The organism is Streptomyces ipomoeae 91-03 (assembly GCF_000317595.1).
Lineage (GTDB): Bacteria > Actinomycetota > Actinomycetes > Streptomycetales > Streptomycetaceae > Streptomyces > Streptomyces ipomoeae.
Genome location: NZ_AEJC01000370.1, coordinates 16578 through 38293, shown reverse-complemented (window position 1 = coordinate 38293; position 21716 = coordinate 16578). Strand labels below are relative to the sequence as shown.

14 protein-coding genes and 3 rRNA genes are annotated in these 21716 nt (G+C 67.0%); 9 read left to right on the top strand and 8 right to left on the bottom strand.

The features are described from left to right. Positions 1 to 361: 361 nt before the first annotated feature. Positions 362 to 1171 carry a TetR/AcrR family transcriptional regulator gene (locus tag STRIP9103_RS23910; protein WP_048820847.1) on the bottom strand — a complete coding sequence of 270 codons (810 nt, stop codon included), beginning with the start codon at positions 1169 to 1171 and terminating at the stop codon, positions 362 to 364. Between the two features lie 458 nt (positions 1172 to 1629). Here STRIP9103_RS23910 and STRIP9103_RS23905 point away from each other — a divergent pair, with 458 nt between their 5' ends. Beyond that, positions 1630 to 2994 (top strand): NAD(P)/FAD-dependent oxidoreductase, encoded by a 1365-nt coding sequence (locus STRIP9103_RS23905; RefSeq protein ID WP_048820846.1) that lies wholly within the window; start codon positions 1630 to 1632, stop codon positions 2992 to 2994. 300 nt (positions 2995 to 3294) lie between these two features. Further along, complete coding sequence (locus STRIP9103_RS23900) at positions 3295 to 4971, top strand: ATP-binding SpoIIE family protein phosphatase (RefSeq protein WP_048820845.1); 1677 nt, start codon at positions 3295 to 3297, stop codon at positions 4969 to 4971. Between the two features lie 232 nt (positions 4972 to 5203). Here STRIP9103_RS23900 and STRIP9103_RS23895 read toward each other — a convergent pair whose 3' ends face one another. Beyond that, a complete protein-coding gene (locus STRIP9103_RS23895; protein ID WP_181800141.1) occupies positions 5204 to 6466 on the bottom strand; it encodes an MFS transporter in 1263 nt (420 codons plus the stop codon). A 151-nt stretch (positions 6467 to 6617) separates the two neighbouring features. Here STRIP9103_RS23895 and STRIP9103_RS23890 point away from each other — a divergent pair, with 151 nt between their 5' ends. The 7 genes from STRIP9103_RS23890 to STRIP9103_RS53520 all read left to right on the top strand — a co-directional run bounded on the left by STRIP9103_RS23890 (position 6618) and on the right by STRIP9103_RS53520 (position 14079). Further along, a complete protein-coding gene (locus STRIP9103_RS23890; protein ID WP_009320938.1) occupies positions 6618 to 7166 on the top strand; it encodes a MarR family winged helix-turn-helix transcriptional regulator in 549 nt (182 codons plus the stop codon). A 674-nt stretch (positions 7167 to 7840) separates the two neighbouring features. Then, a 16S ribosomal RNA gene (locus STRIP9103_RS23880) occupies positions 7841 to 9367 on the top strand. A gap of 311 nt (positions 9368 to 9678) precedes the next feature. After that, positions 9679 to 12799 (top strand): 23S ribosomal RNA (locus STRIP9103_RS23875). Positions 12800 to 12890: 91 nt separating this feature from the next. Continuing rightward, a 5S ribosomal RNA gene (gene rrf, locus STRIP9103_RS23870) occupies positions 12891 to 13007 on the top strand. Together the 16S, 23S and 5S rRNA genes form the textbook arrangement of a ribosomal RNA operon. Before the next feature lie 79 nt (positions 13008 to 13086). Beyond that, positions 13087 to 13650: a GNAT family N-acetyltransferase gene (locus STRIP9103_RS23865; protein WP_048820844.1), complete on the top strand. Its 564-nt coding sequence runs from the start codon at positions 13087 to 13089 to the stop codon at positions 13648 to 13650. 52 nt (positions 13651 to 13702) lie between these two features. Continuing rightward, positions 13703 to 13882, top strand: coding sequence for a PmbA/TldA family metallopeptidase (locus STRIP9103_RS53525; protein ID WP_374011030.1), 180 nt, complete (start codon positions 13703 to 13705; stop codon positions 13880 to 13882). Between the two features lie 41 nt (positions 13883 to 13923). After that, a complete protein-coding gene (locus STRIP9103_RS53520; RefSeq protein ID WP_374005171.1) occupies positions 13924 to 14079 on the top strand; it encodes a hypothetical protein in 156 nt (51 codons plus the stop codon). Between the two features lie 4 nt (positions 14080 to 14083). Here STRIP9103_RS53520 and STRIP9103_RS23855 read toward each other — a convergent pair whose 3' ends face one another. The 6 genes from STRIP9103_RS23855 to STRIP9103_RS23830 all read right to left on the bottom strand — a co-directional run bounded on the left by STRIP9103_RS23855 (position 14084) and on the right by STRIP9103_RS23830 (position 21635). Beyond that, positions 14084 to 15745, bottom strand: coding sequence for a type IV secretory system conjugative DNA transfer family protein (locus STRIP9103_RS23855; RefSeq protein WP_009320881.1), 1662 nt, complete (start codon positions 15743 to 15745; stop codon positions 14084 to 14086). Positions 15746 to 15853: 108 nt separating this feature from the next. Next, the gene (locus tag STRIP9103_RS23850) at positions 15854 to 17287 is read right to left on the bottom strand and encodes an ATP-binding protein (protein WP_009320909.1); all 1434 of its coding nucleotides are present in this window, start codon (positions 17285 to 17287) and stop codon (positions 15854 to 15856) included. A 54-nt stretch (positions 17288 to 17341) separates the two neighbouring features. Beyond that, a complete protein-coding gene (locus STRIP9103_RS23845; protein WP_009320932.1) occupies positions 17342 to 18898 on the bottom strand; it encodes an SCO6880 family protein in 1557 nt (518 codons plus the stop codon). Beyond that, a complete protein-coding gene (locus tag STRIP9103_RS23840) occupies positions 18895 to 20247 on the bottom strand; it encodes a putative membrane protein (protein WP_009320862.1) in 1353 nt (450 codons plus the stop codon). The genes STRIP9103_RS23845 and STRIP9103_RS23840 overlap by 4 nt, the downstream gene beginning before the upstream one ends. Beyond that, positions 20237 to 21100, bottom strand: coding sequence for a hypothetical protein (locus STRIP9103_RS23835; RefSeq protein ID WP_009320866.1), 864 nt, complete (start codon positions 21098 to 21100; stop codon positions 20237 to 20239). The genes STRIP9103_RS23840 and STRIP9103_RS23835 overlap by 11 nt, the downstream gene beginning before the upstream one ends. Positions 21101 to 21326: 226 nt before the next feature. Continuing rightward, positions 21327 to 21635, bottom strand: a complete 309-nt coding sequence (locus tag STRIP9103_RS23830; protein WP_013002563.1) for a hypothetical protein — start codon at positions 21633 to 21635, stop codon at positions 21327 to 21329. Between the last annotated feature and the right edge of the window lie 81 nt (positions 21636 to 21716).

The window sequence follows — 21716 nt, the reverse complement described above, 5'->3', positions numbered from 1 at the left end:
CTCAGCGTGCCATATTGGCTTTTGTCCAGCCCCCGGCAGCACGGGCACACCACCCGTCCGAGGCCCCTCCCGGACCTCAGTACGCGAGTTCACCCATACGGGTAAGCCCAATTTCGGGAGGAGGCAGACCCCTTTGAAGGGCGAGTAGGGGGAGCGACGAAGGGCGAGTGGGGGAGCGACCAGCCACGACGAACCCGCAGCCGCCTTCTGACAGCTCCCACACCCCATTAGGCGCCCCCTCCGCGGGGCCCTGGGGGTGGGGGCGAAGGGGCGCAGCCCCTGGTGACGGGAACGGGTAGGGGCGGCGGGGGCGAAAAACCCACGCCGCCCCAGAGGCACGAACTCACCGACCCCGGAGATCTCAGACCGGCCGAGACCGCAACCCTTCCAACAGAATGTCCAGCAACCGCGCAGAAGCAGCCGCCTGCTGCGCCGCATCCGGCAACGAAGGCGCGGCCGTGGCAATGACCAGCAGCACATCGGCCACGGTCACGTCCTCCCGCAGCTCCCCGGCGGCCCGAGCCCGCTCGACCAACTGCCCCACGACCTCGAGCAGCGCGGACGCCCCGGCGTCATCCGCAGGGGAAACCGCGACCACGTCCCCCGCTCCGGCCCCGGCCCCGGTGACGAGTCGCAACTCCGCTCCCGGCTGAGCCCGCTGCTGCGGCACCCGGGCTTCGTCCACGACACCGCCGCCGACCCCGGCGACCCCACCGGCGCCGCCGATCTCGTCCTCGGCGACCCCCACTCGCAGTACCTGCGGCGGCAGCAACCGCCCGGCCCCCGAGGCCACCGACGTCCGCAGGAAGCGCGAGAGCGCCGACCACGGATCCTCCTCCTGCCCGAGTGCCACCCTGGCCTGCTCGGTGAGCCGGGATGTCTCCTCCTCGGCTATCCGCCGGACCAGGACGTCCTTGCTCGGGAAGCGCCGGTACACCGTGCCGACACCCACCCGGGCCCGCCGGGCGACGTCCTCCATCGGCGCGCCGTACCCCAGTTCGCCGAAGACCTCGCGCGCCGCGCGCAGCACGTGCTCGAGGTTGCGCTGTGCGTCCACGCGGAGCGGAGTGGACCGCGCTCCGTCCCCGCGTCCGTTGCCGCCCGCCGCTCCGAGCGCACCGCCGGGTGCGATGGCTGACGCGGACGACCAATGAGAGTCCTGAATATGCATACGTGTTCCCCCGGTAATGACGTCTCCCCCCGGAGACTCTCCCCGTCATCGGAAGCCGGAGCGGAGGAACGAGCGTCCACGGTCCTGGATGGCCCGGACCCGCTCGTCCGCGAACAGGTTCTCAAACGGACCGCCCCTCGCGGACCCACTCAGAACCCGAACCCGGAACCCCGGACCCGACCGAACCTCTTGAACGCATCCCCCCTACACCCCGTCGACACGAACATAGTTGAGAGGGAGTCAATTCAGAAGGGGCAGGTTCCGCACGGAGCGCCCCTCGATCGGAGTACGGGCCGTTTACATCCGGTTTGCGCCCCCTCCCACTACCCGGCTCACACCATCTGACCTGCGCACCTGCCGCACGCTCCGGTAAATCGGCCAACCCCGCGCCCCCAAGGCGACCGGTCACACAAATTGCCGGGGCTGTGGACAAACCAACGAGAGCGGTGCGTCATGGGATGGTGAAGGAACGGATGCGCATCCTCATCGTCGGCGGCGGCTACGTCGGGCTGTACACGGCGCTGCGTCTGCAACGGCAACTGAAGCAGGAACTGAGTCGTGGCGACGTCGAGATCGTCGTCGTGTCCCCCGACCCCTATATGACGTATCAACCCTTCCTGCCGGAGGCCGCCGCGGGCGCCATCTCGCCCCGCCACGTCGTCGTTCCGCTGCGCCGCGTCCTCGACCGGTGCAAGGTCGTCATCGGCGAGGCCACGGCCATCAACCACGCCAAACGCATCGCGACCCTCACCACCCTCGCCACCGAGGAAGGCGGGGAGACCGAGCAACTGACGTACGACGAACTCGTCCTCGCCCCCGGCTCGATCTCCCGCACGCTCCCCATCCCCGGGCTCGCCGACCACGGCATCGGTTTCAAGAGCGTCGAAGAGGCCATCGGCCTGCGCAACCACGTCATCGAACAGATGGACATCGCCTCCTCCACCCGCGACCCCGCGATCCGCGACGCGGCCCTCACCTTCGTCTTCGTGGGCGGCGGCTTCGCCGGCGTGGAGGCGCTCGGCGAGCTGGAGGACATGGCCCGCTACACCGCGCGGTACTACCACAACGTCAAGCCCGAGGACATGAAGTGGATCCTCGTGGAGGCCTCCGACCGCATCCTCCCGGAGGTCGGCGAGGAGATGGGCCGCTACACGGTCACCGAACTGCGCCGCCGCAACATCGACGTACGCCTCCACACCCGCCTCGAATCATGCGCGGACCGTGTCGCCGTCCTCAGCGATGGCGCCCGCTTCCCGACCCGTACGGTCGTCTGGACGGCCGGTGTGAAACCGCACCCGATCCTCGCCGCCACCGACCTCCCGCTGACCGAGCGCGGCCGACTGAAGTGCACCCCCGAGCTGTCCGTGGAAGGCGCCGCGCACGCGTGGGCCGCGGGTGACGCCGCCGCCGTCCCCGACGTCACCGCCGCCGAACCCGGCGCGGAGACCGCCCCCAACGCCCAGCACGCCGTACGCCAGGCCCGCACCCTCGGCGACAACATCGCCCACTCCCTGCGCGGCGAACCCCTGGAGACGTACTCCCACAAGTACGTCGGCTCGGTCGCCTCCCTCGGCCTGCACAAGGGCGTCGCCCACGTCTACGGACGCAAGCTGAAGGGCTACCCTGCCTGGTTCATGCACCGCGTCTACCACCTGAGCAGGGTGCCGACCTTCAACCGCAAGGCCCGCGTCCTCGCCGAATGGACCCTCGCCGGGCTCTTCAAACGAGAGATCGTCTCCCTCGGATCACTCGAACATCCCCGTGCGGAGTTCGAACTCGCGGCCGGTGGAAAGCCTCCAGAGGACCCGAAGGGGTCGTCCTGACCGGATCCAGGAACTCCACCGTTCAGGCCGGCGTCTGACGGATGTCGGTCCGGTCGGCCAGACTGGTCCGCGACGTGATCCATGATCTTGGGCGGACCCCCCGCCCATCACGGACTCACGAAACACCTGAGCAGTTCCCCAGAAGTACCCACGTAGTACGTACGAGGTACCCGCCGAGCACGTACGAAGTACCCGCGACCAGGCGTCCCCCACCGCTGCACCCCGGGGCACCACCCCGGACCACCGGCCGGATCCGGAGCCGGCCACAGACAACAACACGAGGCACGAGGCAAGGATTCGGTGAACTTCACGCGCTGGAGCGCCCGGCTCCCCGGTACGCAGCGCCGCGCCGCAGCGCGGACCGAACACACGGTCACCCCGGACCGGCGGGGAGAAGGCTCCGTGCCCGCGGCCCGCGTCGAACGGCAGACCGACGACCCACCCGACGACACCGCGACCGTGCCCGCCGTCGACGACCTGCCGACCCGCGAGATCCTCGACCGGATCCCGGCCCTCGTCGCCCTCGTCCACGGCCCCGACCACCGCATCGCCTACGTCAACGACGCCTATGTCGCGGCCTTCGGCGTACGCCCCCTCGGCGAACCCGCGCACGAGGCCCTGCCCGAGCTGGACGCCCTCGGCCTGCTCCCCCTCCTCGACCAGGTCCTGCGCAGCTCCAAGCCCCGCACGGTCAAGTCCCGCAAGGCCCCCGGCGGTCGCTCCTACACGATCACCTGTACCCCCGTCGACGTACCGCACGGCACCAAGCCCGGCGACGGCGGTGTCCTCATCTTCGCCGCCGACGTCACCGACCACGCCGAGGCCGCCGAACGCCTCCGCGCCAGCGAACGCCGCCAACGCGAAACCGCCGTCACCCTCCAACGCTCCCTCCTCCCACAAGACCTCGAACAGCCGGACGACCTGCGTATCGCCGCCGTCTACCACCCGGGCGGCACGGAGACCGCGGTGGGCGGCGACTGGTACGACGTCATCACCCTCGGCGGCGGTCGCACGGCCCTGGTCATCGGCGACGTCATGGGCCGAGGCGTACGAGCGGCGGCCGTGATGGGCCAACTCCGCACGGCGGTCCGCGCCTACGCCCGCCTGGACCTCCCTCCGCACGAGGTCCTGCAACTGCTGGACGGCCTGGCCACCGAGATCGACGCCAACCAGATCGCCACCTGTGTCTACGCCGTCCACGACCCCAACGAGGGCCGCCTGGTCTACGCCTCCGCCGGCCACCTCCCGATCCTTGTCCGCGACGAGAGCGGCACGGTCCTGCGCACCGACGAACCGACCGGCCCCCCGCTCGGCACCGGCGGCTGGATGCACTCCTCCGGCTCGGTCCCCCTCGGCCCCGGCTCCACCGCCGTCCTCTACACGGACGGCCTGGTGGAACGCCGCAACGAGGATCTCGACGAGGGCATCGCGGCCCTGGAACGAGCCCTGGCCGGCGCCACCGGCACCCCCCAGGTCATCTGCGACCGCCTGGTCCGCTCAACCGGCGTCACGGCGGACCATGACGACGACGTAGCAGTCCTGGTCCTCCAGCACCCGGCCCGCACGGGCCCCGACAGCGACCTGTTCCGCAACGCGGCACTGGAGCTGCTGGGCGGCGTCGAGGCGGCCCCCCGAGCCCGAGCCTTCGCCTCCGGAGTCCTCACCAGCTGGCGCTTCCCCCCGGACCTCCACGACCTGGGCGTCCTGGCAGCCAGCGAACTCGTCGCCAACTCCCTCCAACACGGCACCCCACCCATGCGCCTACGCCTTCGCCGCACCGACCGCCGCCTCATCGTCGAGGTCACCGACGGCAACGACCACCTCCCGCGCCGCCGCCGAGCCGAACCCGGCGACGAGTCCGGTCGTGGCATCGCCATCATCGCCGCCATCGCCTCCAACTGGGGCAGCCGCCGAGCCCCCGGCGGCGGCAAGGCGGTCTGGTGCGAATTCGCCCTACCGCGAGCGACGCCGCATTAGCCGCCGAGCTCGGGGTGCGGGTGCGGGCGCGCCGGCCACGCCACGCGGCGGAGCCGCCTGGGTCACAGCCCCGCGCTCCCTTCGGGACGCGGATGTCCCGAAAATTCAGCGGGGGGTGGTGCCAGGGGGCGCAGCGCCCCTGGGCGGGGTCCGGGAGCGGAGCCCCGTGGCGGGGGCGAAGGGGGCGCCGCCCCTGGGATGGGAGGGGTAAGGGAGGCGAGGGCGGAAACCCTCAGGCCCGTGCCCCGGCCGACTCCGCAGCAGCCCCACCCCGCGCAACCACCCGGCTCCCCACAAGCCTCGGCTGATCCTGCACCGGCGTGAGCTCCCGCCCGAGCCGTATCGCCAGCACAGCAATCCCCACCGAGAACAGCAGAAACACGACCACATACGCCACGTGCAACGACGCCCCCATGGGCCCACCCACCGCCGGCCCCACGGCCAACGCCAGCTGCTTCACCAGGGCGAACGCGGAGTTGTACTGCCCAGCCATCCCCGCAGGCGCGAGGTCGGCCACCAGCGGAGCCACCGTCGGCGACAACATCGCCTCCCCCAACCCGAACAACGCATACGCCGACACGAACGCCGCCGTGGCCATGGCCTGACTCACCTGCCCGAGCCCCGCGACCCCGGCCACACCCCAGGCAACGGCCCAGATCAGCCCCACACACGCGATCACCCGAGACCGCCGACGCCGCTCCACGAACCGCAGTACGGCGAACTGCGCCACCACGATCACCGCGGTGTTCGCCGCGAGCGCCGTACCAAGCGCGGACGTCGATATCCCGGCCGCCTCCACCCCGTACGCACTGAGCCCCGACTCGAACTGCCCATAGCAGGCGAAGAACAGCACGAACCCGAGCACACACAACTGCACCATGGCTCGGTTACCGAGCAGCTGCTTCCAGCTCCCCTTGGCAGTCCCCGCCGGCGCCCCCTCGACCTGCGGCGCCCGAGGCATCCGCACGGTCGCCATCACGCCCACGAGCAGCAGAAAGATCGCGGCCTGGACGGAGAACAGGAGGGTGAAGGACCCCGCGCGTGTGGCATCGACGAGGTGCCCGCCTATCAGCCCACCGACACCGAGCCCGAGGTTCTGCAGAAAGAACTGGGTCGCGAAGGCTCGCGACCGGGTCTCCGGCCCCGAACAGTCGACGATCATCGTGGCGAGCGCCGACTGCATCACGGCCTGCCCGGCCCCGAGCGCCGCGGCGGACAACAGCACGGTCGTCACCCCGGCGGCCAGCCCCAGACTCAGCGATCCGACGGCGGCGGTGACCAGGGCGGTGAGCAACACCGGAAGCGGGCCACGCCGCACTATCGCCCGCCCGGCGAACGGCAGCACCACCAGCGCGGCCACGGCGAAGACCGCGAGCACGAGCCCCGCCGTCACAGCACCGAGCTCCCGCACCTGCGCCACGTACACGTACAGATACGGGACGGTGAAGCCGAGTCCGAACGCACCGAGCGCGTTCCCCACCTGAATCCGACGCATCGCTGCGCCCACCCCCCTGGTCAAGTTCACCTGCCTTGCTAAGGGAAGCCCCCAGTCCAACCATCCAAGCGTTAGACCTGAATACTTCGAAGCTAAACACTACACCTCGAAGGACTTCGATGCCAAGCGGTGACGTGCCATACTGCGGCCCATGGGCGACACCCCCGGCGCCGCGGAGCCGACACTCGAAGAGCAGATCGCCGCCTACCAGCGCGAGTTCCAGGACCTGGACCCCCAGGTCGAGAAGATCGTCTCGGCGCTCTCCCGCCTCAACCGCCGCATGAACGTCGCCTACGGCCGCCAGACCGCGGCCCTCGGCATCAGCAACGCCGAGTGGGAGGTCCTCAAGGCCCTCGTCCTCTCCGGGGCCCCGTACCGCATGGGCCCGAGCGACCTCGCCAAGCGGCTCGGCCTCACCCCGGCCGCCATGACTCACCGCATCGACCGGATGGTCGCCGAAGGCCTGGTGACGAGGGAGCGCGACGAGACCAACCGCGTACGCGTCATCGTGGAGCTCACTCCTGAGGGCCGCGAGAAGTGGCTCGAGGCCATGCGCCTCGCCTCGGTCTTCGAGGAGGACCTGCTCCAAGACCTCACTCCTGTCGAGCGTGCCGTCCTGGGCGAGGTCCTGACCCGTCTCCTGCGCCGCGTCGAGCACGCCCAGCCGGACGCCGGCGGCCGGCTCAGCGACCTGGACTGAAGTCGTACTCTTGAGGCATGGAGGTTTGACTCCACCCCACCTTGGGGACACTTGACAGTCCACCCGTCGACCAGTAGAGTTCTTCGGGTTGCCGCGGAGACGTAACGGTTCTGCGACAGCACCTCGGCCGCTCAAGCGGCACCCAAACCAACCAGCGCGATCTCCCAGCCGGGGTGAATTCGGCACGCCGAATTCAATTCGATTCGGGTTCGACAGCCCGATTGGGAACTGCCGAGCAGATCCGCTAAGGTTTGGACGTCGGAACGGCCCAACAGCCGCAAAGACAACCCCCCTCTGACTGGGAATCAGGCCCGAAAGGATCTGATAGAGTCGGAACCGCCGGAAAGGGAAACGCGGAAGCGGAAACCTGGAAAGCACCGAGGAAATCGGATCGGAAAAAGATCTGGTAGAGTCGGAAACGCAAGACCGAAGGGAAGCGCCCGGAGGAAAGCCCGAGAGGAACAGCTCGGGTGAGTACGAAGGAAGCGTCCGTTCCTTGAGAACTCAACAGTGTGCCAAAAATCAACGCCAGATATGTTGATACCCCGTCCGCCGGAAACATTTCCGGTGGTCGAGGTTCCTTTGAAACAAACACAGCGAGGACGCTGTGAACCATCGGATCATTCCTCCGGTGGTTCCGCTCTCGTGTGTGCGCACCGGATTACCGGTACACATTCACGGAGAGTTTGATCCTGGCTCAGGACGAACGCTGGCGGCGTGCTTAACACATGCAAGTCGAACGATGAACCGCTTCGGTGGGGATTAGTGGCGAACGGGTGAGTAACACGTGGGCAATCTGCCCTTCACTCTGGGACAAGCCCTGGAAACGGGGTCTAATACCGGATACGACGCGCTCGGGCATCCGATGTGCGTGGAAAGCTCCGGCGGTGAAGGATGAGCCCGCGGCCTATCAGCTTGTTGGTGAGGTAACGGCTCACCAAGGCGACGACGGGTAGCCGGCCTGAGAGGGCGACCGGCCACACTGGGACTGAGACACGGCCCAGACTCCTACGGGAGGCAGCAGTGGGGAATATTGCACAATGGGCGCAAGCCTGATGCAGCGACGCCGCGTGAGGGATGACGGCCTTCGGGTTGTAAACCTCTTTCAGCAGGGAAGAAGCGCAAGTGACGGTACCTGCAGAAGAAGCGCCGGCTAACTACGTGCCAGCAGCCGCGGTAATACGTAGGGCGCGAGCGTTGTCCGGAATTATTGGGCGTAAAGAGCTCGTAGGCGGTCTGTCGCGTCGGATGTGAAAGCCCGGGGCTTAACCCCGGGTCTGCATTCGATACGGGCAGACTGGAGTGTGGTAGGGGAGATCGGAATTCCTGGTGTAGCGGTGAAATGCGCAGATATCAGGAGGAACACCGGTGGCGAAGGCGGATCTCTGGGCCATTACTGACGCTGAGGAGCGAAAGCGTGGGGAGCGAACAGGATTAGATACCCTGGTAGTCCACGCCGTAAACGGTGGGAACTAGGTGTTGGCGACATTCCACGTCGTCGGTGCCGCAGCTAACGCATTAAGTTCCCCGCCTGGGGAGTACGGCCGCAAGGCTAAAACTCAAAGGAATTGACGGGGGCCCGCACAAGCAGCGGAGCATGTGGCTTAATTCGACGCAACGCGAAGAACCTTACCAAGGCTTGACATACGCCGGAAAACCCTGGAGACAGGGTCCCCCTTGTGGTCGGTGTACAGGTGGTGCATGGCTGTCGTCAGCTCGTGTCGTGAGATGTTGGGTTAAGTCCCGCAACGAGCGCAACCCTTGTTCTGTGTTGCCAGCACGCCCTTCGGGGTGGTGGGGACTCACAGGAGACTGCCGGGGTCAACTCGGAGGAAGGTGGGGACGACGTCAAGTCATCATGCCCCTTATGTCTTGGGCTGCACACGTGCTACAATGGCAGGTACAATGAGCTGCGAAGCCGTGAGGCGGAGCGAATCTCAAAAAGCCTGTCTCAGTTCGGATTGGGGTCTGCAACTCGACCCCATGAAGTCGGAGTTGCTAGTAATCGCAGATCAGCAGTGCTGCGGTGAATACGTTCCCGGGCCTTGTACACACCGCCCGTCACGTCACGAAAGTCGGTAACACCCGAAGCCGGTGGCCCAACCCCTTGCGGGAGGGAGCTGTCGAAGGTGGGACTGGCGATTGGGACGAAGTCGTAACAAGGTAGCCGTACCGGAAGGTGCGGCTGGATCACCTCCTTTCTAAGGAGCATCTAGCTGCCGCGAGGCAGCCAGAGCCACTACGCCAGCGAATGTCTGGCGGTGGTCAGCTCATGGGTGGAACGTTGATTATTCGGCACGGTCGGGACGGACCAGGCGCTAGTACTGCCCCTGCTGGGGGCGTGGAACGCTGATCTGGTCGGCTGACCGTGCCGGGCACGCTGTTGGGTGTCTGAGGGTGCGAGCGTTGCTCGCCCTTCACGATGCCGGCCCCGGTGCAGCACCGCGTGATGTGGTGTGTGACGGGTGGTTGGTCGTTGTTTGAGAACTGCACAGTGGACGCGAGCATCTGTGGCCAAGTTTTTAAGGGCGCACGGTGGATGCCTTGGCACCAGGAACCGATGAAGGACGTGGGAGGCCGCGATAGGCCCCGGGGAGTCGTCAACCAGGCTTTGATCCGGGGGTGTCCGAATGGGGAAACCCGGCAGTCGTCATGGGCTGTCACCCTTGCCTGAACACATAGGGCAAGTGGAGGGAACGCGGGGAAGTGAAACATCTCAGTACCCGCAGGAAGAGAAAACAACCGTGATTCCGGGAGTAGTGGCGAGCGAAACTGGATGAGGCCAAACCTATGGCGTGTGAGACCCGGCAGGGGTTGCGTCGTGGGGGTTGTGGGATCTCTTTTTCACGGTCTGCCGGCCGTGGGACGAGTCAGAAACCGTATGGATAGGCGAAGGACATGCGAAAGGTCCGGCGTAGAGGGTAAGACCCCCGTAGCTGAAATCTGTACGGCTCGTTGGAGAGACACCCAAGTAGCACGGGGCCCGAGAAATCCCGTGTGAATCTGGCGGGACCACCCGCTAAGCCTAAATATTCCCTGGTGACCGATAGCGGATAGTACCGTGAGGGAATGGTGAAAAGTACCCCGGGAGGGGAGTGAAATAGTACCTGAAACCGTGTGCCTACAAGCCGTGGGAGCGTCGGATGGAAGCTTGCTTCCATCTCGTGACTGCGTGCCTTTTGAAGAATGAGCCTGCGAGTTTGCGGTGTGTTGCGAGGTTAACCCGGGTGGGGTAGCCGTAGCGAAAGCGAGTCCGAACAGGGCGGTGTAGTAGCGCGCTCAAGACCCGAAGCGGAGTGATCTAGCCATGGGCAGGTTGAAGCGGAGGTAAGACTTCGTGGAGGACCGAACCCACCAGGGTTGAAAACCTGGGGGATGACCTGTGGTTAGGGGTGAAAGGCCAATCAAACTCCGTGATAGCTGGTTCTCCCCGAAATGCATTTAGGTGCAGCGTCGTGTGTTTCTTGCCGGAGGTAGAGCACTGGATAGGCGATGGGCCCTACCGGGTTACTGACCTTAGCCAAACTCCGAATGCCGGTAAGTGAGAGCGCGGCAGTGAGACTGTGGGGGATAAGCTCCATGGTCGAGAGGGAAACAGCCCAGAGCATCGACTAAGGCCCCTAAGCGTACGCTAAGTGGGAAAGGATGTGGAGTCGCAGAGACAACCAGGAGGTTGGCTTAGAAGCAGCCACCCTTGAAAGAGTGCGTAATAGCTCACTGGTCTAGTGATTCCGCGCCGACAATGTAGCGGGGCTCAAGCGTACCGCCGAAGTCGTGTCATTCCAGTGTGAGGGCCAACGCCTGCTGGGATGGGTAGGGGAGCGTCGTCTGCCGGGTGAAGCAGCACCGGAAGGTAGTTGTGGACGGTTGACGAGTGAGAATGCAGGCATGAGTAGCGATACAAACGTGAGAAACGTTTGCGCCGATTGACCAAGGGTTCCTGGGTCAAGCTGATCTGCCCAGGGTAAGTCGGGACCTAAGGCGAGGCCGACAGGCGTAGTCGATGGATAACCGGTTGATATTCCGGTACCCGCTGTGAAGCGTCAAACATCGAGCATCGTGATGCTAAGGCCGTGAAGCCGCCCTGATCTCTTCGGAGTTGAGGGGAGTGGTGGAGCCGCCGGTCCAAGCGGTTAGTAGGTGAGTGATGGGGTGACGCAGGAAGGTAGTCCATCCCGGGCGGTGGTTGTCCCGGGGTAAGGGTGTAGGCCGTGCGATAGGTAAATCCGTCGTGCGTGTGGCTGAGACCTGATGCCGAGCCGATTGTGGTGAAGTGGATGATCCTATGCTGTCGAGAAAAGCCTCTAGCGAGTTTCATGGCGGCCCGTACCCTAAACCGACTCAGGTGGTCTGGTAGAGAATACCGAGGCGTTCGGGTGAACTATGGTTAAGGAACTCGGCAAAATGCCCCCGTAACTTCGGGAGAAGGGGGGCCACACCCGGTGATGGGTTTTACATCCTGAGCTGGGGGTGGCCGCAGAGACCAGCGAGAAGCGACTGTTTACTAAAAACACAGGTCCGTGCGAAGCCGTAAGGCGATGTATACGGACTGACGCCTGCCCGGTGCTGGAACGTTAAGGGGACCGGTTAGTCATTCTTCGGGGTGGCGAAGCTGAGAACTTAAGCGCCAGTAAACGGCGGTGGTAACTATAACCATCCTAAGGTAGCGAAATTCCTTGTCGGGTAAGTTCCGACCTGCACGAATGGCGTAACGACTTCTCGACTGTCTCAACCATAGGCCCGGTGAAATTGCACTACGAGTAAAGATGCTCGTTTCGCGCAGCAGGACGGAAAGACCCCGGGACCTTTACTACAGTTTGATATTGGTGTTCGGTTCGGCTTGTGTAGGATAGCTGGGAGACTGTGAGCATCGGACGCCAGTTCGGTGGGAGTCGTCGTTGAAATACCAGTCTGGTCGTGCTGGATGTCTAACCCGGGTCCGTGATCCGGATCGGGGACAGTGTCTGATGGGTAGTTTAACTGGGGCGGTTGCCTCCCAAAGGGTAACGGAGGCGCCCAAAGGTTCCCTCAGCCTGGTTGGCAATCAGGTGGTGAGTGTAAGTGCACAAGGGAGCTTGACTGTGAGACCGACGGGTCGAGCAGGGACGAAAGTCGGGACTAGTGATCCGGCGGTGGCTTGTGGAAGCGCCGTCGCTCAACGGATAAAAGGTACCCCGGGGATAACAGGCTGATCTTCCCCAAGAGTCCATATCGACGGGATGGTTTGGCACCTCGATGTCGGCTCGTCGCATCCTGGGGCTGGAGTCGGTCCCAAGGGTTGGGCTGTTCGCCCATTAAAGCGGTACGCGAGCTGGGTTTAGAACGTCGTGAGACAGTTCGGTCCCTATCCGCTGTGCGCGTAGGAGTCTTGAGAAGGGCTGTCCCTAGTACGAGAGGACCGGGACGGACGAACCTCTGGTGTGCCAGTTGTTCTGCCAAGGGCATGGCTGGTTGGCTACGTTCGGGAGGGATAACCGCTGAAAGCATCTAAGCGGGAAGCCTGCTTCGAGATGAGGACTCCCACCCACTTGATGGGGTAAGGCTCCCAGTAGACGACTGGGTTGATAGGCCGGATCTGGAAGCACGGTAACGTGTGGAGGTGACCGGTACTAATAGGCCGAGGGCTTGTCCTCAGTTGCTCGCGTCCACTGTGTTGGTTCTGAAACCACGAACGACCCCGCTGCCCGGGTGGTGGCGGTGCGGGTGTTGACAGTTTCATAGTGTTTCGGTGGTCATAGCGTGAGGGAAACGCCCGGTTACATTCCGAACCCGGAAGCTAAGCCTTACAGCGCCGATGGTACTGCAGGGGGGACCCTGTGGGAGAGTAGGACACCGCCGAACAAATAGTGCGAAAGGCCCACACCAGAAATGGTGTGGGCCTTTTTGCGTTTGTCGTTACGGTGGTTGCATGCATCCGTCTATGAGTGTCCCCGAGGGGTATGTGATCCGGTCCATCCGTGCCGAGGAGTGGCGGGAAGTGCGGGAATTGCGGTTGGCTGCGCTTCGGGATCCGATCGCGCATCTTGCCTTTCTGGAGAGGTATGAGGATGCCGTTGAACGGTCGGACGCCTACTGGAAGGAGCGGACGGAGGGGGCCGCCGAGGGGGTTCGGGAGCGGCAGCAGATTGTCGCGGAGGTCGTGGGGGACGACGGCCGTGGTGAGGGGTGGGTCGGGAGTGTGACCGTGCTGGTGGAGGAGGCCGGCGTGCGGGACTACTTCGGGGAGATGGTTGAGCGGCGACAGGGGCATCTTGTGGGGGTGTTCCTGCGGGAGGGGCATCGCGGGAAGGGCGTGGGCGAGGCGTTGTTCGCGGCTGCCTTGGCGTGGGCCCGTGAGGTGGGGCTCCAGCGGGTGCGGTTGTTCGTGCATGAGGGGAACGGGCGGGCCGCGGCGTTCTATCGGCGGATCGGGTTTGTGGGCACTGGGGTGGCTGTGCAGAAGGATTCGGGACGGGAGCTGGAGTACGTGCTCGAGCTGGCGTAGGGGGTGCCGGTGCGCCTGGTGTTAGCGTTCGGCGGCATGGACGACAGCGTGTATGTGGGCAATGCGGGCAAGGACGCGGCGCTGGACCGTGGCTGGCTGCTCGGGCATTTCAAGGCGGTCGGCGATCCTCGGCACAGTGACGCGGTGGAGATCAAGTGGGGTGTCCATCCGCGTGGTGACAGACGGGCGCAGTGGGTTCGGGGTGAGGAACGCACGGCTCTGCAGGTGTTGATCAGCGGTCGTTTCCGGGTGGATTTTCCCGGACGTAGCGTCGTGCTGGAACGCCAGGGCGACTACGTCGTCTGGGGCCGCGGAGTGGATCACTCCTGGGTTGCCGAGGAGGAGTCCGTGGTGTTGACCGTGCGGTGGCCGTCCGTTCCCGGGTATGCGGTGCCCGCGGAGGACCAGCCGGACGTCTCGACTATGTGAGGCGTTACGGCAGCGGGAGTTCGAGGTTCGGCCAGCGGGATCTGGCCTGTTCGCGGGAGCGGAGGAGGGCCAGGGTGGGGAGGCCTTGCTCTCGGCCGGTGCTCAGCAGGCCCGGGAGTTGGGGGAGGGGAGCCACGGCTGCCACGTCGTCCAGGATCAGGATGAGTGGTGGGTCGAGGCGGCCGGAGGATGACCGTTCGGCCACGCGCCGGCCGCGCTCGACCACGCTTGAGGCCAGGGCCGTCAGCAAGGGCATGGCGGACGGGTTCGCCTTGGGGTCCTCGATGGGCGTGCCGACCACATAAAGCGTTCCCCCCTCGTGGAGAAAGGAATCCAAGGCCATGGAGTCCGACCGGTTTGGAGTGCAGGATTCCCGGATGTTGACCGTGGAGAGGGCGGACAGGGCTCGGGACGTCAACTGTTGGGCCATGTCCCGGCGCTCGGGGTGGGACGTCAGGGCCGACTCCAGTTCGCCCGCGGCGCCGGGGGCCGCCTTCGGGTTGGTGCGCAACGTGCGTACGGCCTCCTGGACGCCGGTGCCCTGGGCCCAGCGGTGGAGGTGGCGGATCGTACGGCCGTCTATCGCAGCCGCGTGCAGGTAGCTCCGTAGGAGTGTTTCCGCGGTGTCCGCCACGGCCTGGTCGATCTTCGCCGTGGGGCGGATCGGGGCGAGGAGAGCCGCTGACCTGGCCACCGCGGTGGGCTTGTCCTCGCAGCCGGTCGTCGGGGACCAGTGGAGGCGGGCCGGGGTGTCGCAGAGGTGTGTGGGGTCGTAGAGGAGGACTGGGCCCAGTTTCGCGCGGGCGTCCTTCGTGTCCGACCAGAGTATGGGGTCCGATGTGATCACCAGCGCGGGTCCCTCGGCCTCGCGTACGGCCTGGGCCGCGGCGGGGCGGCGGGATTCGGCGGGGCCGAGGATGACCGGCGGGAGTGCCGAGGGGAGTACGGAGGGCGCCGACTGCGTCGCCGACATGGTGGGCATCGGTGATGTCGTCGGCATCGCCGGGAGGTCTGCGGCCCTGGAGGGGGCCGGTTGAGCCACCGTGGTGTGGGGCAGCGGAGCTGTGACTTCCTGGCCGAGCGGAGCTATGACTCCGTGGGTGAGCGGAGCAGCGGTGCCGTTCCTGGGCTCCGGAAGCGATTTGGTCGGCACAGCGGGTGATTCGGTGGCCGGGGGCGTGGCGCTGTGCTGGTCCCCGGCGGTCGGCGGGCCCGTGACAGCCGTGCTCCGGCCCTGTGGCCGGGGCTGGGCCTCCCGCGCGGGCTGGGCGCGCCTCTGGGTCCGTAGCGCCTTCTCCCGCGCTCGTACGGCCCTCCAGCGGGCCAGCGTGCCCATGACGAAGACGGTCAGGACGATGAGGACCATGAGCTGGCTGATGAAGAGGCCCCAGACGAGGCCGTAGCCGGAGAGCTGGGCGGACGGGGTGTCCGGCCAGGCGGCGGCGATGTCCTGGGGATCGGAGAGCAGGCCGCGTACGGCCATGGGTGTGCGGGTGAACGTCACGCCGTCGGGCCAGGAGCCGTGGGCGAGGAGGCCGGCCAGACCGGTGGCCGTCCAGACCAGGAGAGTGCCGCCCAGCAGGAAGCCGAGGACGGCGAGCAACAGGCCGTCCGGGATGCCGCCGCCTCCGCTGCCCTGCTGGGGGTGCCGGTCGTCTGGTCTCATCTCGCGCCGCCGTTCACGCCGTTGCCGTTTCCTCCGCCGCGGCTCACGCCGCCGCTTCCCCGTTCACGCCGTCACCGTTCACGTCGTTCCCCAGCCCGGGCAGACCGTTCAGGCCACCGTGGACTCGGAGGAGCCGTACCCGTCCACGTCGCTCAGCTGGTGTTCGACGAAGGCGGCTGCTCGTTCCTCGGCCTCCAGTTCGGCGGCGCGGAGGGCATCGTCGTCCAGGAGGTGGTCGTTGGAGGACTCGGTCATGGCGCGGTCGGTGAAGACGAGGGGGCGTTCGGTCTCGGTGACCAGGTGTTTGACGACCTGGACGTTGCCGTTGACGTCCCAGACCGCGATGCCGGGGGTGAGGGTGGGGATGATCTCCACCGCCCAGCGGGGGAGGCCCAGGACGCGGCCCGTCGCCCGGGCCTCGTCGGCCTTCTGGGCGTAGATCGTCCTTGTCGACGCCATCTTGAGGATGGCCGCGGCCTCCTTCGCCGCCGCTCCGTCGATGACGTCCGAGAGGTGGTGGACGACCGCGACGAAGGACAGGCCGAGCCGGCGGCCGAACTTCAGCAGGCGCTGGAAGAGCTGGGCGACGAACGGGCTGTTGATGATGTGCCAGGCCTCCTCGACCAGGAAGATGCGCTTCTTCCGGTCGGGGCGGATCCAGGTGTGCTCCAGCCAGACACCGACGATCGCCATGAGGATGGGCATGGCGATGGAGTTGCGGTCGATGTGGGACAGGTCGAAGACGATCAGCGGGGCGTCCAGGTCGATGCCGACCGTCGTCGGGCCGTCGAACATGCCGCGCAGGTCGCCGTCGACCAGACGGTCCAGGACCAGGGCGACGTCCAGGCCCCAGGCGCGTACATCGTCTATGGCGACGTTCATCGCCTCCGCGGACTCCGGCTCGGGGTGGCGGAGCTGCTCGACGATGTCGGTGAGGACCGGCTGGCGTTCGACGATCGTCTCGTTGACGTACGCGTGTGCGACCTTCAGGGCGAAGCCCGCACGTTCGTCCAGGCCGTGGCCCATCGCGACCTCGATGATCGTGCGGAGCAGGGCCAGCTGGCCCGTCGTCGTGATCGAGGGGTCGAGGGGGTTCAGGCGGATGCCGTGGTCCAGGGCGGCCGTCGGGTCCAGGCGGATGGGAGTTATGCCCAGTTCCTGCGCGATGAGGTTCCATTCGCCGACGCCGTCCTCGCCCTGGGCGTCGAGGACCACGACCTGGCGGTCGCGGAAGCGGAGCTGGCGCAGGACGTACGTCTTCTCCAGGGCCGACTTGCCGTTGCCGGACTCGCCGAGGACGAGCCAGTGCGGGGCGGGGAGCTGTTGGCCGTAGAGCTGGAAGGGGTCGTAGATGTAGCCCTTGCCGGAGTAGACCTCGCGACCGATGATCACGCCGGAGTCGCCGAGGCCGGGGGCGGCGGTCGGGAGGTAGACCGCCTGGGCCTGGCCCGTGGACGTGCGCACGGGCAGGCGCGTCGTCTCGACCTTGCCGAAGAGGAAAGAGGTGAAGGCTTCCGTGAGGACGGACAGCGGGTCCCGCATCAGCGCTTCACCTCCGGTTGCCGTTGGATCGGATGATCCCGCATCGCGACAGCCCTACCTTCGGATTCCGGTGGCGAACGGGAGCGTGTTGACGAAGGCGCGGTGGTGTTCGCGGTCGCACCACTCCAGCTTCAGATACGACTTGCCGGCCGAGGCCCTTATGGTCCGCTTGTCGCGGTTCAGTGCCTCCGGGGAGCGGGAGGAGACGGTGATGTAGCCGACCAGGTTGACGCCGGCGGCGCCGCTCGCCAGGTCCTCGCCGCGCTGGTCGAGGCGGGAGTGGGAGGCGACGTCGCGGGGGTCGACGGTGCGGTTCATCTTGGCGGCGCGGGATGCCTCCGCCTCGTCGTTCGTCTTCTCGGTGAGCATGCGCTCGATGGCGACCTCGGTCGGCTCCAGGTCCATCGTGACGGCGACCGTGCGGATGACGTCCGGGGTGTGGACCAGGAGGGGTGCCAGGAAGTTGACGCCGACCGGGGTCATCGGCCACTCCTTCACCCAGGCCGTGGCGTGGCACCAGGGGGCACGGGTGGAGGACTCGCGGGTCTTGGCCTGGAGGTAGTCCGGCTCCATCGCGTCCAGCTCGGCCGGCCAGGCGTTGCGCTTGGTCATGGCCTGGATGTGGTCGATGGGGTGGTCCGGGTCGTACATGGAGTGGATGAGGGAGGCGAGGCGGCCCTGGCCGAGCGGCTGCCGTACGCGGATGTCGGCCTCCTGGAGGCGCGAGCAGATGTCCGTCAGCTCACGGGCCATGACGACGGCGAGGCCCGCGTCCTTGTCGAGCTTCTTGCCCTGCGGACGGGACGCGCGGGCCATGGCGTGCGCCTCGGCGGCCAGTTCGCGGGTGTAGTGCATACAGGCGACGAGGTACGCGCGGTGCTGCTCACTGCTGGTGGAGACCATGGACTGCAGTTGGTCGTACGACTGCTGCAGCCAGGCCGGGGCGCGGTCGTCGCCGCGCTGGGCCACGTCCTTGGCGTGGGCGTCCGGGTCGGCCGGGAGCGTACGCGCGAGCATTTGCAGCCGGGTGACGAAGCCGTCGCCGTTGGCCACGTGCTTGAGGAGGGTGCCGAAGCGGTCGACGAGGGCTTCCTGGTCCTCGGAGTCGCGCAGGCCGACGCCCGGGCCCTCGATCTCGATGGCGGCGGTGACGGTGCGGCGGTCCGCGTGCAGCAGTACGGCGATCTCGTCGGGGCCGAAGGGGGCGGCCAGCCAGGTGATGCGGCCGATGCCCGGGGGCGGGCCGATCTCGACCTCGCGGCCGTCGAGGTGGGTGCCGGCCTCCATGGCGGCGGAGCGGTAGGTGGTGCCGCGGCGGAGCGTGCGTTTGTAGCTGCGGTTGATCTCGAACCACTTGTAGAACGTCCGCCGTTTGTACGGCACGTAGACGGCTGCCAGCGCGAGGAGCGGGAAGCCGGTGAGCAGGGCGATGCGCGGTACGAGGACCGGAACGAGGAGACCGCACATCATGCCGAGGAACGCGCCCGCGATGATCAGCGCGATCTCGCCGGACTCGCGGTTCCGGCCGATGATCGCGTTCGGCCGGGCGCGGCCGATCAGATATGTACGGCGGGGCGTGACCGGATGGGACAGATGGGACTCGGTCGTCAACGCCCTTCACCTCCCGGGCGATTGCTGTTTCGGGTGTTACTGGCGTGGGGGGTGTTGGTCGGGCTCGAACGGGGCGGGGGTGCGGCGGAGGGGATGGTTCCGCCGCCACCGCCGGCCGTACGGGAGCTGTGGGCCGCCACGCCGCCGGACGCGGGGTTGGACGGGCGGGGGGCGCTGCCGCCTCCGCCGCCGTTGTTGTCGGCCCGGGTGCTGTGGGTCTTGATGCCCTGGGCGACGAGGGTGGCCGGGGAGCTGATGACGGCCGCGGCCTTGCCCTCGGCGCCCCGCATCAGGCGGTTGTTGCGGGAGCCCGCGATCTCGTCGCCGAAGCCCGGGACGAAGCGGTAGATCATCGCCGAGGCGAAGATGGCGAGGAGGATTATGGCGAGGCCGGAGACCACGGCGGAGAAGGCGTCCGGGCCGTCGTCGGCGGACAGGGCGCCGGCGAGTCCGAGGACGATCACGATGACGGGCTTGATGAGGATGACCGCGATCATGATGCCCGCCCAGCGGCGGACGTGGCCCCACAGGTTCTTGTCGACCAGGCCGGCGTAGACGACCGTCCCGAGCAGCGCGCCGACGTAGAGCAGGGCGGCGCGGATGACGAGCTCCAGCCAGAGGACGCCGGCGGCGAGGATGGAGACGAGGGAGACGACGATGAGCATGATGGGCCCGCCGCCGATGTCCTCGCCCTTCTTGAGGGCCTCGGAGAAGTTGCCGAAGAAGGTGTCCGTCTGGTCGCCGGTGGCCTTGGCCAGGACCTCGGTCACTCCGTCGGTCGCCGATACGACCGTGTAGAGGATCAGGGGGGTGAAGGCCGAGGCGAGGACGGTGAGCCAGAGGAAGCCGACGGCTTCGGACAGGGCCGTCGTCAGGGGCACGCCCCGTACGGCCCGCTTCGCCACCGCCAGCAGCCACAGGACGAGCGTCAGGATCGTCGACGCCGCGAACACCACGGCGTACTGCTGCAGGAACTTCGGGTTCGTGAAGTCGACGTTCGCCGTCTCGTTCACCGCGGCCGACAGCTTGTCGATGGTCCAGGAGGCGGCGTCGGCGCAGCCTTGGGCCAGGGAGGAGAGGGGGTCGAGGGTGGAGGTGAGGTCGTTGGGCGTCGTACCGGTGCCGCCCGAGCCTCCGGTACCGCCCCCGCTGTCGCTTTCGCAGAACCTCCGGGCCTCGCCGGAGAGCAGCGAGCAGGAGTCGTCACTGGCCGAGGGTGACGGCGACGCCGATGGCGATGCCGACGGTGTGGGTTCGGCTGCGGCTCGGGTCGCCAGCAGGACGGCGCCGAACTGGATGGCCGTCACCGCCCCGGCGAGCTTGAGTACGCGACGCGGGCTACCTGGCATACGTGAACCCTCCGTACTCTTCCACGGCCTTCGAGATCTCATCGGATGCCGAGACCCTGTTGTCGCCGTTGACCGGCGCGGGGCCTGCCTTCCGGGAGAAACTGTCGACCTTCCAGTCGTCGTCGGCCCAGCGCAGCTGGAGGGTCATGGTGAACCAGTCGCTGGTGACCGGGTTGGTGGTGTCCTCCGCCGCCATGCCGAACACTCCGGTGCACCAGACCTCGACCGTCGCGGCGGTGTTCGAGTAGGCGGTGACCTTGGTGCCGACCGGCATGGTGCGGGAGACGTAGGTGCCGCCCGTCGGGGCGTTGCCGTTCTTGTCCAGGCCGAGCTTGGTCAGGAAGTCCGTGCTGTAGGCCTTGTTGAGGCTGTCCTCCAGGTCGGCCGCCTTGTCCGGGACGATGACCTGCTGGACGATCTCGCTGCGCCGGACGGGCTTGAGGATGTCGGCCGAGACCAGTACGACGGCGTAGTTGGCCGCCGCGGATTCGGCGCCCTGCCGGTCGTGCGCGAAGCCGGAGGGGATGCCGCTGGCCTTGGTGCCGACCGGCTGCTCCCCCGAAGCCGCCGTAGGGGCCGTCTCCGTCTGGTCACCCCCGGAGCTTCCGTCGCCACCGCTGTTGCCGCCGCGGTTCGCGAAAGCGATGGCGGCGATCAGGAGGACGACCACGCCGACGATGGTGACGAGGCTTCTGGAGGAGGAGCGGCCTCGGCGGGGGGCGCCGCCGTAGGGGTCGGTGCCGCGTTCGGGGAGGCGGGTGCGGGTCTGGCCGGTGCCGGCGTAACCGCCGTAGGTTCCGTCGTCACCGGCGCGCGAGGACTCGCCGTACCCGCGCTCGTCGCCGAGACTCATACCGCGCACGCCCCTTCAACATCGACGCCGTACTCGAACGCGTACACGTGGTGAGACGCGTAACAGTACGACGGTAGCCGCGCTGGTTCCCGCGCGGGCGCGGTGTGGTGACTCGACATCAGGGAGACGCAACCTCAGCCGGTGGGCACGACGGACGGGTGGGGTAGTGGGGGAACCGGGCGAACCGGTAGTGCGTGCCCGGCCGGGACGAGGGCCGGCCGCCGCGCTACACGGCCATGCCGTACACGATGGTGAAGAGCGTGCCCAGGGAACCGATGATGAAGACGCCGGTGAGGCCGGCGATGATGAGGCCCTTGCCCTGTTCGGCACTGAAGGTGTCGCGCAGGGCGGTGGCACCGATGCGCTGTTTGGCGGCGCCCCAGATCGCGATGCCCAGGCAGAGGAGGATGGCGACGGCCATCACGACCTCGATCATCACGCGTGCCTCGTTGCCCAGGCTGCCGAAGGGCCCCCAGTCCGGGGCGATTCCGCCGATGATGGTGGTGATGTCGCCCTTGTCGGCCGCTACGAACATGTAAGTCACCGCCCCTAATGGGTAGTTCCGCTGGCTCCGTCGTGTGGCTGCGCTGCGCTCGCATCGCCTCCGCACTGCGTC